This window comes from Effusibacillus pohliae DSM 22757, assembly GCF_000376225.1.
In the GTDB taxonomy this organism is placed as follows: Bacteria; Bacillota; Bacilli; order Tumebacillales; family Effusibacillaceae; genus Effusibacillus; species Effusibacillus pohliae.
Genome location: NZ_AQXL01000134.1, coordinates 77,269 through 93,319 on the forward strand (window position 1 = coordinate 77,269; position 16,051 = coordinate 93,319).

17 protein-coding genes are annotated in these 16,051 nt (G+C 56.2%); 16 read left to right on the forward strand and 1 reads right to left on the reverse strand.

The features are described from left to right. The first annotated feature begins 6 nt into the window (after window positions 1-6). From C230_RS0117125 to C230_RS0117170, 10 genes are all read left to right on the forward strand, one after another. On the forward strand, window positions 7-627 hold the full coding sequence (locus C230_RS0117125; RefSeq protein ID WP_018133284.1) for a redox-sensing transcriptional repressor Rex: 621 nt from the start codon (window positions 7-9) through the stop codon (window positions 625-627). A 106-nt stretch (window positions 628-733) separates the two neighbouring features. Beyond that, entirely contained in the window at window positions 734-1,678 is a 945-nt protein-coding gene (locus C230_RS0117130) for an ATP-dependent DNA ligase (protein WP_018133285.1), read from the forward strand. A gap of 100 nt (window positions 1,679-1,778) precedes the next feature. Then, window positions 1,779-2,669, forward strand: a complete 891-nt coding sequence (locus tag C230_RS0117135; RefSeq protein ID WP_018133286.1) for an alpha/beta hydrolase — start codon at window positions 1,779-1,781, stop codon at window positions 2,667-2,669. A gap of 64 nt (window positions 2,670-2,733) precedes the next feature. Beyond that, window positions 2,734-3,480, forward strand: a complete 747-nt coding sequence (locus tag C230_RS0117140; RefSeq protein WP_018133287.1) for an endonuclease/exonuclease/phosphatase family protein — start codon at window positions 2,734-2,736, stop codon at window positions 3,478-3,480. A gap of 59 nt (window positions 3,481-3,539) precedes the next feature. Then, window positions 3,540-5,012, forward strand: a complete 1,473-nt coding sequence (locus C230_RS0117145; protein WP_018133288.1) for an alkaline phosphatase family protein — start codon at window positions 3,540-3,542, stop codon at window positions 5,010-5,012. Between the two features lie 53 nt (window positions 5,013-5,065). Beyond that, the gene (ligD, locus tag C230_RS0117150; protein WP_018133289.1) at window positions 5,066-5,971 is read left to right on the forward strand and encodes a non-homologous end-joining DNA ligase; all 906 of its coding nucleotides are present in this window, start codon (window positions 5,066-5,068) and stop codon (window positions 5,969-5,971) included. A 147-nt stretch (window positions 5,972-6,118) separates the two neighbouring features. After that, a complete protein-coding gene (gene mtnP, locus C230_RS0117155; RefSeq protein WP_018133290.1) occupies window positions 6,119-6,907 on the forward strand; it encodes an S-methyl-5'-thioadenosine phosphorylase in 789 nt (262 codons plus the stop codon). Window positions 6,908-7,000: 93 nt separating this feature from the next. Next, window positions 7,001-8,038, forward strand: coding sequence for an S-methyl-5-thioribose-1-phosphate isomerase (gene mtnA / locus C230_RS0117160; protein ID WP_018133291.1), 1,038 nt, complete (start codon window positions 7,001-7,003; stop codon window positions 8,036-8,038). Window positions 8,039-8,044: 6 nt separating this feature from the next. After that, on the forward strand, window positions 8,045-8,701 hold the full coding sequence (locus C230_RS0117165) for a class II aldolase/adducin family protein (protein ID WP_018133292.1): 657 nt from the start codon (window positions 8,045-8,047) through the stop codon (window positions 8,699-8,701). A gap of 9 nt (window positions 8,702-8,710) precedes the next feature. Then, window positions 8,711-10,006, forward strand: a complete 1,296-nt coding sequence (locus C230_RS0117170; protein WP_018133293.1) for an amidohydrolase — start codon at window positions 8,711-8,713, stop codon at window positions 10,004-10,006. 89 nt (window positions 10,007-10,095) lie between these two features. Here the strand turns inward: C230_RS0117170 and C230_RS0117175 are convergent, their stop codons facing one another. Next, window positions 10,096-10,275 carry a hypothetical protein gene (locus tag C230_RS0117175; RefSeq protein ID WP_018133294.1) on the reverse strand — a complete coding sequence of 60 codons (180 nt, stop codon included), beginning with the start codon at window positions 10,273-10,275 and terminating at the stop codon, window positions 10,096-10,098. Window positions 10,276-10,399: 124 nt separating this feature from the next. On the opposite strand from C230_RS0117175, the gene C230_RS0117180 reads away from it, so the two are divergent. The 6 genes from C230_RS0117180 to C230_RS0117205 all read left to right on the forward strand — a co-directional run bounded on the left by C230_RS0117180 (window position 10,400) and on the right by C230_RS0117205 (window position 16,051). Beyond that, on the forward strand, window positions 10,400-10,585 hold the full coding sequence (locus tag C230_RS0117180; protein WP_018133295.1) for a DUF4264 family protein: 186 nt from the start codon (window positions 10,400-10,402) through the stop codon (window positions 10,583-10,585). A gap of 24 nt (window positions 10,586-10,609) precedes the next feature. Further along, a complete protein-coding gene (locus C230_RS0117185) occupies window positions 10,610-11,125 on the forward strand; it encodes a hypothetical protein (RefSeq protein ID WP_018133296.1) in 516 nt (171 codons plus the stop codon). 210 nt (window positions 11,126-11,335) lie between these two features. Then, window positions 11,336-11,881 (forward strand): hypothetical protein, encoded by a 546-nt coding sequence (locus tag C230_RS0117190; RefSeq protein WP_018133297.1) that lies wholly within the window; start codon window positions 11,336-11,338, stop codon window positions 11,879-11,881. Next, complete coding sequence (locus tag C230_RS0117195) at window positions 11,878-13,368, forward strand: AAA family ATPase (RefSeq protein ID WP_018133298.1); 1,491 nt, start codon at window positions 11,878-11,880, stop codon at window positions 13,366-13,368. The genes C230_RS0117190 and C230_RS0117195 overlap by 4 nt, the downstream gene beginning before the upstream one ends. Before the next feature lie 189 nt (window positions 13,369-13,557). Continuing rightward, window positions 13,558-14,847, forward strand: coding sequence for an asparagine--tRNA ligase (gene asnS / locus C230_RS0117200; protein WP_018133299.1), 1,290 nt, complete (start codon window positions 13,558-13,560; stop codon window positions 14,845-14,847). Between the two features lie 82 nt (window positions 14,848-14,929). Then, on the forward strand, window positions 14,930-16,051 hold the full coding sequence (locus C230_RS0117205) for a DnaD domain protein (RefSeq protein ID WP_018133300.1): 1,122 nt from the start codon (window positions 14,930-14,932) through the stop codon (window positions 16,049-16,051).

Here is a 16,051-nt window from a genome sequence, read left to right on the forward strand (position 1 = left end):
GTCAGGATGAAAACTCCCAAAATTTCAGAAGCGGTGATTCGTCGCCTCCCGGTTTACTTACGTTACCTGCAGCACTTGCGGGATCTGAACATCACCACCGTATCGTCGCATGAACTGGGCCAAAACCTCGACATCAACCCGGCTCAAATTCGCAAAGACCTGGCTTATTTCGGCGAATTCGGCCGCAAAGGGATCGGCTATGACGTGCAATATTTGATCGAAAAAATCAAGCAAATTCTAAAATTGGACAGGCGTCTCAACGTCGCGCTGGTGGGAGCCGGCAACCTCGGTACCGCGCTGTCCAACTATAACCGTTACACCAACGAGAAACTGAAAATCGTCGCGATCTTCGACGCGGCGGAAGAAAAAATCGGCAGCAAAGTGGGCTCGCTCGATGTTTTGCCAGTGGAGTTGCTGCCGCAAGTGGTGAAGGAACTGGACATCAAGATGGGGATCATCACCGTTCCGGCGGCGGAAGCGCAGAAAGTGGCCGACCAGATGGTGAAAGCGGGGATCAAGGGGATTCTCAATTTTGCGCCGGTCATCCTGCGGGTGCCGGCTGACATCCCGATCCGCAACGCCGACGTGACGACAGAACTGGAATCGCTTGCCTATTATGTGGAGTAATCATTGGTCCGTCAACGGGGACCATGCAATGAGGGGCCTGCGGATGGTCCTTTTTTGTTGACTTTTTTGGGTACACTAGCGGTGATACCGCATGAGGTGACGGATCATGAAACCGATCGTGCCGATGGAACCGAAAAGCAGCAAGACAATTCCGGGCGGAAAAGAGTGGATCGCCCAGGTGAAGTGGGACGGAGTTCGCCTCCTCGCTTACTATGACGGCAAGCAGGTCCGCCTTTACAACAGAAAACGGAACGAACGCACTTTCCACTATCCGGAACTGACCGACATCCGCCGCTACTGCAGTGCACAATCGGTCATCCTGGACGGAGAGGTGATTTCACTGGGCGCGGACGGCAAGCCTTCTTTCCGGGAAGTCATGCGCAGGGACGGCATCCGCCGGTTGGAAAAAGTGGCACAAGTACGGAAGGCGGTGCCCGTCACCTATATGATTTTCGATCTGATCCATTATAACGGCGAGTGGGTCGACCGGCGGCCTTTCAGGGAGAGAACGGAGCTGCTGGCAAGCATCATCACTCCCGGCCGGCATGTTCAGCTGGTCGATTCGCACAATGACGGCCAAACATTGTTTGATGTGATTCGGCAGCATGGGATGGAAGGGATCGTGGTAAAGAAAACCGCTTCCCTCTATGCGATCGGCGAGACAAGCGATGCGTGGCTGAAGGTGAAAAACTATCGTGATCTGATCGCGGTGATCGGCGGATTTACATTAAACGGCGGCACTGTCAATGCCGTGCTGTTGGGGCTATACGACGAAGCCGGGCAACTGTGGTATATCGGCCATACGGGAACCGGAAAATTGTCGCATGAGGATTGGAGGAAACTGACCGAACGGCTGCAACGGCTGACCACGCGCGAACGGCCCTTTGTCAATCTGCCGGAACGACACGCGGACGCCCATTGGGTTCGGCCGCGGCTGACGGCGAAGGTCCAATTTGCGGAATGGACGGAAGGCGGTTGCCTGCGCCACCCTTCCATCCAGGCGTTTGTTGACGCCCCGCCGGAAGCATGCATATTTGGACAGTCAGGTTGAAAAAAATGCCAACCGCCTGCTGCCCCTGCCGATTCATAATCGGTTCTGCAATCGCCCATACTTACTGTGTGCGCAAAACACCATGAAGGAGCCTGGCAGCATGTTGCAGACACCTGAGGTTTGGGAGGTCGGGAGTCGATTTCGTCCCAATCGGCAGACGGAACTGTTCTATCGCTCGTGGATTCCCATGCAACCGCATCTCATCCTGGTGATGATTCACGGAGCCGGTCAACATTCCGGACAGTTTCTGGAACTGGCTGCTTATTGTTTCCGGCACGATATCGCTTTCTACGCTTTGGATCTGCGCGGCTTTGGCCAATCGACCGGGAAGCGCGGCCATATCACCTGTTTTGCCGAATACCTGGATGATCTCGAGCGGTTTATCGAGTATGTGCAGCAACAACATCCGGAAAATCCCGTATTTTTATTGGGGCACAGCCTCGGCGGTACGATCGTCGTACGTTATGGGCAGGAGCGCGGCCAAAGCTGTGTACAGGGGGCGATTCTGTCGGCCCCCGCTTTGCGGCTTCGATTGCAGATCCCAAACTCCCTCTATTCCGTATGCCGGCTGTTGTCCGGCATCTCGCCGGAATTCTGTGTCGAATTGCATCGCTTTAGCAAACGAATCGCCAAGATTCCCCGGTTTCGCAGCTTTTTTAACGGAAAAGGGGAACTGTCTGACGCGGCCGATCCGTTATCGACCAGCCAATTTACCGTTCGCTGGTTTACCGAGTTGCTGTCGAACGGCAACCAGGCGTTGAGCAAAGCGGCCGATTTTCGCATTTCCGTACTATGTATCTGCGGCGCCGACGACCCGTTGATCGATCCGGCTTCCGTGCAACAATTTCACGATTCCTTGCCGATCAAAGACAAACAATTCATCCTGTTGCCCGGGAGAAAGCATCGTCTGCTGCACGACCAGCAGCGGGAAATGGTGTTTGCACAGATCGTCAACTGGCTGAAACAACGGGCGCTGGTGACCCAGACTTGAAACAGCGGCAAAACCGGCATGGCTGGATGGTGCAGGGGCGGCCCATCGCAGGGGAGGAAGCGGTTTGCAGATCAAGGTGATGACGTACAACATTCACCACGGCAGGGGAACCGACAAGCAGTTCAACTTGGAGCGAATCGCCGCAGTCGTTGAGGAACACGAAGCGGAACTGGTCGGGCTGAATGAAGTGGACCGCCATTTTTCAAAAAGAAGCGAGTTTCTGGACCAAGCCGCCTGGTTGGCAAACCGGCTCAACATGCATCACGCGTTTGGCGCGGCGCTCACAGTAAGGGCACGCGGGAGCGGCCGGCTGAGGCAATACGGCAACGCCTTCTTATCCCGACATCCGATCACAGCTTACAAGAACCATCCGTTTCCTTTCGATTTCCGCCTGACAGAAGGGCGCGCATTGCTGGAGATCGAAGTGCAAACTCCCGAACGAACGCTGAAAATCTATGTCACCCATCTCAGCCTGAACCCTTTTCTGCACAAAAAGCAAACCGATTTTATCGTCAACAAGTTGGCGAATGAGTTGCAGCCGGTGATTCTGTTGGGAGATTGGAACATGCGCCCGCGGTCAGCCGCATGGAAAAAAATCGGCCGGCAGCTGACCGATGTTTGCCAGGCCGCAGGCGAGGGTCCTTGCCTGACGTATCCGGCGAAACGGCCGCGGTCACAGCTGGACTACATATTCGTCAGCCGCCATTTTCAGGTGCTGTCGGTGACCGTTCCCGGAAAGCATGCGGGCGCATCCGATCATCTGCCGCTCTTGGCGACGCTGCGGCTGAACGGCAAAGCCAGTTTTTCATAAGATTCCCGGTTTCAGGATATACTGTCAGTCGTCAAAATCCAGGAAGGGTTCGGATTCGCATGAAAAAAGTTATTTTTTTGCTTGTCGACTCACTGATGCCGACCGTGCTGGAAGAGTGCCTTCGCCTGAAAACGGTTCCCGCCCTGCAGTTTTTGAAGGACAGGGGACGCTACTGGCGGGAATGCGTGACCGTTTTCCCGACGATGACCGCTTCCGTGGACAGTTCGCTGGTGACCGGGACATATCCTGACGCGCATCGGGTGCCCGGCCTGATTTGGTACGATCCGCAGGAAAAAAAAATCATCGATTATCTGAACGGATGGCGGTGCGTCTGGAAGCTGGGGATCGACCACTGCGCCCGGAACGTACTGTACGACCTGAACGAGCGGCATTTGAGCAAGCAAGTGACGACTGTGTTTGAGGAATTGGCGGCACGCGGCAAAACGTCCGCATCGCTGAACACAATCATTCACCGGGGGCCCAAGAAACATCGCGTCAGGCTTCCGTTTCTCGCCAGACTGCTCACCCGGTTTCGGTTTCACGACAATGTGTCCGGCCCTGATGTGCTGACGTTGGGGGCGATGGTGGTAACGCCGGTCTCGCCGCAAATCCCCCGGCATGTGCAGGGGATGCGGCAGCGTTTCGGGATCAACGACTCATTCGCTGTGCATGCCGCGAAAGCGCTGATCGAATCCGGGCAGCAGCCTGATTTTATGCTGGTTTATCTGCCGGACAACGATCACCAGGTGCACAGGGCAAACCCGGCTCACGCGGAGAATACCCTGATCCGCGTCGACCAGCGGATTCAGCAGATCCTGAACGCGTTCGGTTCCTGGGAAGCGGCGGTCGACCAGTGCGTGTTCATCGTGACCGGCGATCACGGACAGACGCGGATCGGCAATGAACGAGAGTTTAACATCGATCTTGACAGATTGCTGGAACCGTTTCGCGTTCTGCAATTGGGAGAAGAGTTGCGGGATCACGATCTGGTGGTCTGCAACAATGAACGGATGACCTACCTGTATCCGCAAAACCTGGAGAGGCAGGAGGCGATTTTGCAACAGCTCACATCCGAATCGCGGATCGACCTGATCGCCTGGAAACAGGGCAACGGAGTGATGGTGCGCGAGGGAGGCTCGGGCAGGGAAGTCTTTTTTGCACCGGGCGGACCGTATGTGGATCTCTATGGGTCAGAGTGGACGATCAGCGGGGAATGGATTGTGCTGGATTTGTACGAAGATCAGGGGATCGTCCGGTATCGCGATTATCCCGACGTCCTGCACAGGTTATACGGGGCGCTGTACTCGCAGGACGTACCGATGATCGTGATTACCGCCCGGCCGCGATATGAATTTTTGACCCGTCTGTATCCGCGGCATTTGAATGGCGGGTGCCACGGTTCGCTGCACAAATATGATTCGCTGGTTCCCCTGATCGTGACCGGAACCGACCAACCCCTGAACGAACATCCACGCCTGGTCGATTTAAAACAATTTATTGTGAAACTGTTTGACGCTCACCCGGTCCCGTGACCGGGTTTCATCACATCACGAATTAAAATTTTGCGTGCAGGGAAGTGGCGACAGTGGAAACGAAGCTGGCAGCCGAACATCCGGTGCGGGTGACCAATCTGGGCAAGTTGCTGTGGCCGGAAGCGGGCATTACGAAGGCGGACTACATTCAATATGTGATCGACATGGCCCCCTGCCTGATCCGGCACTTGCAGGACCGACCGCTCACCGTAGTGCGGTTTCCGCACGGGATTCACGCCGATTCGTTCTACCAGAAGAACGCGCCGAAAGACACCCCGGAATGGGTGCAGACGTTTGCCGTTTACTCGAAGGAGAGCAAACGGGACATCCATTATATTCTCGCGAATAACACCGCCACCCTGATTTGGCTCGCCAATCAGGCTTGCATCGAATTGCATCCGTGGTACAGCAAGATTCAGAATCCGGACTCGCCGACCAACATCGCGATTGATCTCGATCCGACCGTACCCGATTTTGAAAAGGTGCGAAAAGTGGCGTTCTGCATCAAGGAAATCCTCGACAACTTGCGGTTCCCCAGTTATCCGAAGACGTCCGGCGCGACCGGGCTGCAGATTTTCATTCCGCTGCGAAGCGGCTTCACGTTTCGGGAAACGCGCGTGATCACCGAATTTATCGCGCGGTACATGGCGAACCGGTACCCCGATCTGGTGACGATCGAACGACTGGTGAAGGATCGGGGGGATAAGGTATATGTCGACTATTTGCAGCACGCACCGGGCAAAACCCTGGTCGGCGCTTACTCACCCCGGCCCGTTCCGGATGCGACTGTGTCGGCGCCCGTCACCTGGGAGGAACTGGTGCAGGGGGCGGTGCCGGAAGATTTCACGATCCGCACAATGCCGGAGCGGGTGAAAAAAGTCGGCGATCTGTTCGCGCCGATGGAGCAGGAGGGAATCGACATCACGCACATTTTGCATTTGATCCGTAACCACCCGTGAACGCCGCCTCCCTGTCATGCTGACGATCGGAAGACGGTGCAAAGAAACCTGTCCTTGCAGCCGTCCGGCTGCCCGTTGCATGTATTGACAATCGGAAGACCCCCTGTTTAAATGATACCGTGAACTTGAATTGGCAGGTGGATGGAGATGCAGGCTGAGTTTGCCATTATCGGCGGAACGGGCGTATACGATCCGGGAATGCTGGAGTCGGTGGCGTTCCGCACAGTCGAAACACCGTACGGAGAAGCGTATGTGACGCTGGGGGAGTACGCGGGCCGTTCGGTCGCTTTTTTGGCCCGTCATGGCAAGGGACATGCTGTTCCTCCGCATAAAGTGAACTATCGGGCGAACATCTATGCGTTGCGCGAACTGGGAGTAACGCAAGTGCTGGCGACGGCGGCCGTCGGTTCGGTGCGGCGCGAGTATCCGCCCGGCAGCCTCGTGCTGATCGACGATTTTATCGACATGACAAAATCGCGCAGCAGCACATTCCATGAAGGGGAAGACGGAGTCGTCCATATCGACATGACAGACCCGTATTGCGGCCGCTTGCGGCAACAGGTGGCGGCGGTTGCAAAAGCGGAGGGGATCGATCTGATCCAGGGTGGCACTTATGTTTGCACGGAAGGTCCCCGCTTTGAAACGGCTGCCGAAATTCGTATGTACGCGCAATGGGGCGGTGACGTGGTAGGCATGACGTCGGTGCCGGAAGTGGTGTTGGCGAAAGAAGCGGAAATGTGCTACGCGGCCGTCGCGATTGTCACCAACTACTGCACCGGGATTTCCGAAACGGCTCTCACTCACCAGGAAGTGGTGGACCGGATGAAAGCGAACATCGATCAGGTGCGGCGGCTGTTCTTCCGCGTGATCGAGACGGGAACCGGCGAACGCACATGCAGCTGTCCGCATGCGTTGGCTGAGCTGGGCTCCCTCTAAAACGTTACTGTTCGCACTGCCTTCACTCTCGGCCGCGAATGCGTTGAGCGAGCCAGGCTCTCTTCGAAACCTGCCGGGGAATGGTGATACAAATTGGAACCGATCAAATGGAACGGGACAACCTTGCAACTGTTGGACCAATTGCAACTGCCGGAAAAAATCGAATGGGTGGAATGCAAAACGGTGGAAGACGTAGCGTTGGCGATCGAAAAGATGCAAGTCCGCGGAGCGCCGGCGATTGGTGCGGCCGCCGCGTTCGGGATTGCTCTCGGTGCACAGCAGGGAGCGGAGTTGAGCAAGCCTGATTTTCTCGCATATCTGCAGACGGTGTGCGATCGCTTGGCACGTACCCGGCCGACGGCGGTCAATCTGTTCTGGGCGATCCGCCGCATGCAAAATCTGATCGAGCAAAACGCCGAACTGGAAGTCAAACCGCTGGTCGAGCTGATCACGCGGGAAGCGCAGTCGATCGCGCAGGAAGATGTCGAAATGAACCGGGCGATCGGCCGCAACGGGCTGCGTTTCATTCCGGATAACGCCCGCATCCTGACGCACTGCAACACCGGTTCGCTGGCAACCGCCGGCTATGGCACCGCGCTCGGCGTGATTCGCGCTGCTCACGAAGCGGGCAAAAACATCTCCGTGTTGGCAGACGAAACGCGTCCCTATTTGCAGGGAGCAAGGCTGACCGCCTTCGAGCTGCAGCAGGACGGCATCCCGGTGACGGTGATCACCGATTCGATGGCCGGCCACCTGATGAAAGAGAAACGGGTCGATCTGGTGATCGTGGGAGCCGACCGGATTACGGCAAACGGGGATACCGCGAATAAAATCGGCACCTACTCGCTGGCGGTTCTGGCTCACCACCACGGGATTCCGTTCTATGTGGCGGCGCCCACGTCGACGCTTGATTTTTCACTGGAAAGCGGCGATCAGATCGAAATCGAACAGCGTTCACCCGACGAAGTGGCGGTTATCGGCGGCAAACGGATGGTGCCGGAGAGAGTACCAGTGCTGCATCCCGCTTTTGACGTAACGCCGCATGAACTGATTACCGCCATCATTACGGAAAAAGGCGTCGTGGAATCGCCCAGCCGGGAAAGAATGGAAATTCTCAACCAGAAAGGGTAATTCAGCATGGACAACAGGATTGGAGAGATTCGGGAACAGGTCTTGCAAGCGGCGAAAGAGATGTACGAACGGGGTTTGGTCGCTTCCGTCTGGGGCAACCTGTCGGCCCGCGTGCCCGGCACCGGACTGATTGTTGTCACTCCCAGCGGAGTCGACTATCGCTCGCTGCAAGCGGAGGATCTGGTGGTGATCGAGTTGGAAACCGGCAGGGTAGCGGAGGGCAAACTGAAACCCACCTCCGAACTGCCGATGCACCTGGCGATCCTGAAAGCCCGGCCGGACGTCAATGGGGTGATGCACACGCACAGCGTCTACGCGTCCGCCTGTTCCGCCGCACACAAGGAGATTCCGCCGATTGTCGAAGATTTGGCGCAAGTGGTGGGCGGCTCCGTATCCGTCGCCCGTTATGCGCTGCCGGGAACCCCGGAACTGGGCGCCAATGCGGTCAAGGCGCTGAACAAAAAAGGGGCGGTCTTGCTGGCCAACCATGGCGTCGTCGGCGTCGGCCATGACATCATGGAGGCGCTTCGCGTCTGCACGATCGTGGAAAAGGGCGCCCAGATTTTTGCGATTGCCAAAATGATCGGCTCACCCGTCCTCTTGTCACACGAAGACGTGGCGTACCTGCGTGATACTTACAAAGACCACTACGGTCAGAAATAGGAGGTTACGATGGCTAACACGATCGCAATCAAAAACGCGACGATCCTGACGATGACGGAAGAATCGTGGATCGAGCGCGGGTATGTGGTGATTGAAGGAAACCGGATTCGCGCGGTGGGGCAAGGCGATTTTCAGCCGGGCCAACCGGTTGGCCGGGAAATCGACGCGGCCGGCAAAGTGCTGCTGCCGGGGCTTGTCAATACGCACGGCCATGCGGCGATGGTGCTGCTGCGCGGCTATGCGGACGATCTGCCGCTGATGGAATGGCTGGAAACGAAATGCTGGCCGATCGAAGACAGGATGACGGCGGATGATGTGTATTGGGGTGCGCAGCTGGCGATTTTGGAAATGTTGAAGAGCGGCACTACCTGTTTCACGGACATGTATTATTTTATGGACGAGGTCGCTCGGGCGGCGGCAGATTCGGGCATCCGGGCCGTTCTGTCGCGCGGCATGGTCGGGTTTCCGCCGAAAGATGAAATCCTGCTGCAGGAAAGCCGCGAATTCGTGAAAAAATGGCACGGCGCCGCGAACGGACGAATCACTACGCTGCTCGGACCGCACGCACCTTACACGTGCCCTCCCGACTATTTGAAGAAAGTGATCTCGCTGTCGGAGGAACTGGATCAACCGCTGCAGATCCACCTGTCCGAAACCGCGGGTGAAGTGGAACGCTGCATGGCGGAGCACGGATGCACTCCGATCCAACTGATGGAAAAATTGGGTTTGTTCGAACGGCCAACCCTGGCCGCCCATTGCGTGCACGTAACGGATGAAGATATCGAGATTATGGCGCGGCGCGGCGTGCACGTGGCGCACAATCCCGATTCCAACCTGAAGCTGGGCTCCGGCATCGCCCCGGTCGTCAAAATGCTTGCTAAAGGCATTACGGTCGGACTTGGAACGGACGGTGCGGCATCCAATAACAATCTTGACATGTTTGAAGAGATGCGGCAAGCAGCGATGATCCACAAAGGGGCGGGCCTCGACCCGGTTGCCGTGCCGGCTTATAAAGCGTTGCAAATGGCGACCAACGGCGGGGCGAAAGCGGTGTTCCTGGAAGACACGCTCGGGACCATTCAACCTGGCGCGTTGGCCGATCTGATCCTGGTCGATTTTGATCGTCCGTATTACTATCCGCGCCATAACGTGATCTCCCATCTGGTGTATGCGGGTCAATCCGGCGACGTCACGGATGTGATCATCGACGGTCAAGTGGTCGTCGAAAACGGGCGCGTCCTGACGCTCGACGAAGAGCGGATTTACCGCGAGGTGGAACGGGTCTGCAAGCGGCTGTTTGCGTGAACGGGCAAGGAACAATTGCCGCCAATTGGGCAATTGTTCCTTCTGTTTGTTTACATTTTGTTTGCATAGCGGGGGACATTGACAGGAAATTATAAATAACAATACGGATTTCTGGTTCGCAATAGGTTGTGCTGACGGTAGCTGGCCAGATGAAGACTCGCCCAATTCTCGATTCGCAGCAGATCGTTCAGCTGCAGCTCGTTCGCTTTTTCGGCGGCAAGCCGCTTGAGCTGTTGTGCGGGTAGCGGCAACGGGGGTTGAATCTCCACTCTCGATCACCCCTTTTGGGAAGTACTCATAGTATTTCTCGCGCGATTTTGTGTATGTTGCAAGCTTTTTACCATGACAGGGGTATACAGGGCGGATAACGTGCTACAATAGAGGTGAGTGCCGATGGAGGTTCATGAGCAGGAATTGCTGGCGACCGTCGAGGTGGAAGCGGGCTATTTTTACAAAATCGTCGACTTCCTCAACCGGACACTGAAGCCTTACAATCTGGCGTTCGGTCTGTCGAAGGAAGCGGATGGCTCGCTCTGGCTGTCGGTGTATGAAGTGACGGAGCATCGAAACCATCATTAAAGTCCGGGGGTAGAGGGGAAACCGATGAAGAAGGTACTGTGGATCGGTTTGCTTGTGGCGCTGGTGCTGTTCGGCGGCGCCCTGTTTGGATTGAAAGAACTGACGTACGCCCAAATGCCGGATCTGAACGATGCGGCGCAGACGGCGCTTGACCACTCAGTCCTGTATCAGATCGATTTTGTCAAATTGTATACGGGAGGACCGAAATGTTACGCCTTTTTCGGCAAGGACAAGCTGGGCCGGCAGGTGATCGTGTTTGCCACGAAAGACAAGGTGCTCGGCTCCGAATACCAGGACAAGGGACTGACTGCCGCAAAAGCGGAGGAGACCGCCCGGCAAACGTTCGGCTATACGCTAATTGACAGCGTCACTCCGGGCATCATGGATCGAAACAGCAAACAGCCGTTTGCCGACAAGACGTCCGGCAAGTTTCTCTGGGAAATTTACGGAACCAACAAACAAGGGCAAAAGCAATACACCTATCTGGATTTTTATACCGGAAAGGAACTCGCGACTTACGTGTTAAAACCGATTCGCTAGCGGTTGGCCGCAAGCGGAGATTTGCCAACATGCGCCTGGCATGTTGGTTTTTTTCTGTCAAATGTCTGGTCAACATTACCTTCGAAAAGATAGAATAAGATATGATATACTAGCTCTATGAGATTATGTAAACCGATTGCGGGAGATCGCAATTTTTTTGTAAGTTTACGGCCTAACACCGCTAAAACGTTGGAGGAGGGGGGATCCGCCATGTCACGTATCCGGTTGTTGCCGACGCTGCTGTTTTTTGCGGCAGCTTTGACGCTGTTGTTTGGAGGATGGATTTTGTACCGGGATTACGGCCTGGTTCGCCCTCTGAAAAATGAGTTGACTGGCACCCGTCAGGTGAGCGACGTCGAAGTCAAGCTGAACGGACCGTACAAGACGATCGAGGTCTCGCTTAACAAGGTGCCCGATCTGCAGACCGCGTACCATTCGATCAAAACGACAATCGGTGAAACGCTCGCTCCGGACGTCACCATCAAATTGGTGGACCGCCGGACGCCTGAACTGGAGTCGCTGTTCCAATCCTATCAGCCCATGATTTATGAGGGAATCGCGAAAGGATCGTTCACCGACATGATTGAGAAAGTTCAGGAACGAGGGGCGAAAGACGGTCTGGACCGGGCAATGGTAACGATGGATCACGACAATCTGTATATCCAACTGGAAAAAGGCGACCGTTATCTGTACGAGGTGATTCCGTATGCCGGCGGCAAAACGGCAACGCCGTCACAGGGGGTGAAATCGCTATGATCAGGGAAGCGATTCTCGGCATCGGCATTGCGGTGACTGTCTTCTGCGGCTATCTCGGCGTCAATGTGCTGCCGTTCACCCTGTTGATCGGCTTGTTGTTCGGCATCTCCGTGCTGGTGGAAAAACGGGGGACCGTGTCAGCCGGCCACCGTGAACAAGCCGCCTCCCAACAGGTGGAATTTGATAATATCGGCGGCCAGGAAACGGCCAAGCGGGAGCTGATGGAAGCGCTCGATTTTCTGCGCCACCGCGACAAAATCAGATCGCTCGGCATCCGTCCGCTGAAAGGAATCCTGCTGACCGGTCCGCCCGGAACGGGGAAAACGCTGATGGCAAAAGCGGCCGCCACCTACACAGACTCCGTGTTTGTGTCGGCAAGCGGTTCCGAATTTGTCGAGATGTATGTCGGAGTGGGTGCTTCCCGCGTCCGTGAGCTGTTTAAAAAAGCACGCTATCTTGCGAAAAAAGAAGGCAAGGATTCGGCGATCGTGTTCATCGACGAGATCGATGTGATCGGCGGCAAGCGGGGTGGCGGGCAAGGCCATCAGGAATATGACCAGACGCTCAACCAGCTGTTGACGGAAATGGATGGCATGCAAACCACTTCGAATCCGCTTGTACTGGTGATTGCGGCCACCAACCGGGTGGATATTCTGGACCCCGCGCTGCTGCGGCCCGGACGGTTTGACCGGCAAATCAAGGTGGATTTACCTGACAAGGAAGGCCGGCTGCATATTTTGCGGATCCAGACCCGCAGCAAACCGATTGCGGACGATGTGGACCTCGAGATGATCGCGAAAGAAACGTACGGATTTTCCGGCGCGCAGTTGGAAAGCTTGACCAACGAGGCGGCGATTCTGGCGCTGCGGGAAGACAAGACAAAAATTGAGACCCGCCATTTCCGCGACGCGGTCGATAAGGTGCTGCTTGGTGAAAAAACGGGCAAGCGCCCGTCGCCGGAAGAGTTGCACCGGGTGGCGGTGCACGAACTGGGGCACGCGATCGCATCGGAAGCGGTCCGGCCGGGCTCTGTCGCCCATATCACGATTGCCCCACGCGGCAATGCGCTTGGGTTTGTCCGGCAGGTACCGCATCACGACGCCTACCTGTATACGAAGGATCAGTTGGAAGGCCAGATGAAAGTGGCGCTGGCAGGCGCCGTAGCGGAAGAATTGATCTTCGGCAACCGTTCCACCGGCGCATCGAACGACTTCCAGCAAGCTTCCAATCTGGCACGGACGCTGGTCACCTGCGGTCTATCCGGCCTCGGCATCGTCGATGCGGAAAACTTGCAGCAGAGCGTTCTGGATGAAGAGATCCGGCGGATTCTGGCGGAGATCGAAAAGCGGACGCAAGAACTGCTGTCACCTTACAAAACCGGAATCGAACAATTGTCGAAACGGCTGGTCGAAGAGGAAAGCATGAGCGGCGAATCGTTCCGCGAATGGTTCAAACAACAGCAAACCGGCCAACTGGCCTTGGCATGACCGAAACCGATTCATGGCTTGCCGCTCTCGAATCGGTTTTCATCGGGCATAATCAGCTCCGCGTTACGCGGAGCTTCTTTCATTTTCCGGCTGACGGTTTTCTCAGGGCATGCTGCTCGCCTGGTTCCTTTTTGCCGCCGTTTGTGGTACTGTTGATGATGGAATTTGTACAAACTGGAGGGGCTTTGGTTGAAGACGACCATTCAAAATATCGGCCAATTTGTCGGACAGGAAGTATGGATCGAGGGCTGGCTGTGGAACAAGCGTTCCAGCGGCAAAATCCAATTTTTGCAGCTGCGCGACGGCACCGGCTTTATCCAGGGGGTAGTCGCCAAGGCGGAAGTGCCGGAGCAGGTGTTTGAGACCTGCAGCAAGCTGGCACAGGAATCGTCCGTTCGCGTGAAAGGGATCGTCCGCAAGGATGACCGGGCGCCGAGCGGGTATGAACTGACCGTAACCGATGCCGAACTGGTGCAGCTGGCGCTTGATTATCCGATCACGCCGAAAGAGCACGGTGTCGATTTCCTGCTGGACCACCGCCATTTGTGGATCCGCTCGCCGCGTCAACGGTCGATTCTGAAGATCCGGGCGGAAATCATCAAGGCGATCCGCGCCTATCTGGACGGCAACGGATTTGTGCAGGTCGACCCGCCGATCTTGACGCCGTCCTCCTGTGAAGGGACCACCACTCTGTTTCACACCAAATATTTTGATGAAGACGCCTATTTGACGCAATCCGGCCAGCTTTATATGGAAGCGGCGGCGATGGCGCTCGGCCGGGTCTATTCGTTCGGCCCGACGTTTCGTGCGGAAAAATCGAAAACGCGCCGCCACCTGATCGAATTCTGGATGATTGAGCCGGAGATGGCCTACTGCACACACGAAGAAAACATGGCCATTCAGGAAGGATTGGTGCAGCACATCGTGCGGCATGTGTTGGAGAACTGTCAGCAGGAACTGAAGACGATCGGACGCGACACGAAACCGCTGGAAAACGTGATCGCCGGCCCGTTCCCGCGGATCACCTACGATGACGCGGTCAAGCTGCTGCAGGAAAAAGGCCATGATTTCCCGTGGGGAGAGGATTTTGGCGCACCGCACGAAACGGAAATCGTCCAGCACTTCGACCGGCCAGTGTTTATCGAAAAGTTTCCGGCGAAAATCAAGGCGTTCTACATGCAACCGGATCCGGAGCGCCCGGAAGTGGTGCTGGGAGCCGACCTGCTGGCGCCGGAAGGATACGGCGAAATTATCGGCGGCTCGCAGCGGATTCACGACCTGGAGCTGTTAAAGCAGCGGCTTGCCGAACACAATCTGGGCGAGGCGTACGATTGGTACCTCGACCTGCGCAAATATGGAAGCGTGCCGCATTCCGGCTTTGGCATCGGATTGGAGCGGACGATCGCCTGGATTTGCGGATTGGATCACGTGCGGGAAACGATTCCCTTCCCCCGTTTGTTGTACCGTCTGTACCCGTAATGGATGATCTGCTCGGCGCATGGCGGATTCGACAAATTTTGATATAATAGAGATCATCCTTGAGCGGGGGGACGGGTGTGTGATGAGCGATTTCAGGATGATTTCGACGCGTATCGAAAAAGAGTACGATCCGCTGCTCAACGAGTGGGAATCCCGCATCCAGTTCGTGGTGCATGACAGGGCACTGTATTCGGGATTTTTGGCGGACATTCCGCCGCTGCAGTTGCATACACTCATCTGCTTGTGTTTGTTTATGAAAGACAGCGGGAAAATCGAGATTTCGGTTGCCGACCTGGCACGCGCGCTGGGCATTTCGTTCGATCAGGCAAAAAAACGGATCGACTCGCTGCTCGCGTTTCGCTACCAGGACAAGCCGATCGTGCACGTCAACAAAACGCGCGAGCTGAACGATCCGAATGAACGGCTTTCCTTGTCGATCCTCCCCGTTTCTCCGATCACGTTTGTCGATGAACGGACGGAAAAGCAATCGCCGCCGATTGCGTCCGACAACGCCGATTATCTGTTTGAATATTTGCGGTTGATGCTGGGCGTGGACCGGTTGCCGGAGCAAGACAGGGAACTGCTGGTTGCCCTGCAGCACTATCCGTACGAACTGCCGCCGCAGGTGATCGAAGTCCTGATCGAGCACGTGATGGAGTACAAACAAACGTTTGACCGCCAGTATCTGATGACGATCGCCCACTCCTGGTCGATCGCCGGCATTTATACGAAGGAACAGGCGCTGAGGTGGATACGGGAAACGAAGATGCTGACTTCCCCCGCCAAGTCGGAAGACGCCCCCGAGGCGTACCTGCTGCAATATTTGCGGGAACGCATCCGCAAACAACCGTCCGCCGTGCAGATCAACATGGTTTTTCAGCTGCTGGACGAGCCGTTTCGGTTTGAACCGGGCTGCATCGAGGTACTGATCGATCACGTGGTGGCCCAGATCTCGCTGACCAAGGGCAAGCCCGATTTTCCGAAAAAATATGTAGAAGTGATCGTCCAGGACTGGCTGGAACGGGGAGTCCGCACGCGGCAGGCGGCGATCCAGGAAGTGGCGGAGTGGAACAAGCGGTACCTGATGAAACCGCCGGAAGCGGCCGACAAAAAAGACCGCGTCCCGTTTCCCGCCAAATCGCCCGCCGCAGCCAGGGTGAAAAGCGAGTATCTCGATAAGCTGCGCAAAGCCGGGTTGAAATAG

Bases quoted from the DNA above. Each gene is read 5' to 3' on its own strand.
- C230_RS0117185 (WP_018133296.1), top strand. From the start codon at position 10,610: ATGAAGAAGGTACTGTGGATCGGTTTGCTTGTGGCGCTGGTGCTGTTC.
- C230_RS0117180 (WP_018133295.1), top strand. From the start codon at position 10,400: ATGGAGGTTCATGAGCAGGAATTGCTGGCGACCGTCGAGGTGGAAGCG.
- C230_RS0117125 (WP_018133284.1), top strand. From the start codon at position 7: ATGAAAACTCCCAAAATTTCAGAAGCGGTGATTCGTCGCCTCCCGGTT.
- C230_RS0117145 (WP_018133288.1), top strand. From the start codon at position 3,540: ATGAAAAAAGTTATTTTTTTGCTTGTCGACTCACTGATGCCGACCGTG.
- C230_RS0117190 (WP_018133297.1), top strand. From the start codon at position 11,336: ATGTCACGTATCCGGTTGTTGCCGACGCTGCTGTTTTTTGCGGCAGCT.
- C230_RS0117170 (WP_018133293.1), top strand. From the start codon at position 8,711: ATGGCTAACACGATCGCAATCAAAAACGCGACGATCCTGACGATGACG.
- C230_RS0117165 (WP_018133292.1), top strand. From the start codon at position 8,045: ATGGACAACAGGATTGGAGAGATTCGGGAACAGGTCTTGCAAGCGGCG.
- C230_RS0117135 (WP_018133286.1), top strand. From the start codon at position 1,779: ATGTTGCAGACACCTGAGGTTTGGGAGGTCGGGAGTCGATTTCGTCCC.
- mtnP (WP_018133290.1), top strand. From the start codon at position 6,119: ATGCAGGCTGAGTTTGCCATTATCGGCGGAACGGGCGTATACGATCCG.
- C230_RS0117130 (WP_018133285.1), top strand. From the start codon at position 734: ATGAAACCGATCGTGCCGATGGAACCGAAAAGCAGCAAGACAATTCCG.
- C230_RS0117205 (WP_018133300.1), top strand. From the start codon at position 14,930: ATGAGCGATTTCAGGATGATTTCGACGCGTATCGAAAAAGAGTACGAT.
- C230_RS0117195 (WP_018133298.1), top strand. From the start codon at position 11,878: ATGATCAGGGAAGCGATTCTCGGCATCGGCATTGCGGTGACTGTCTTC.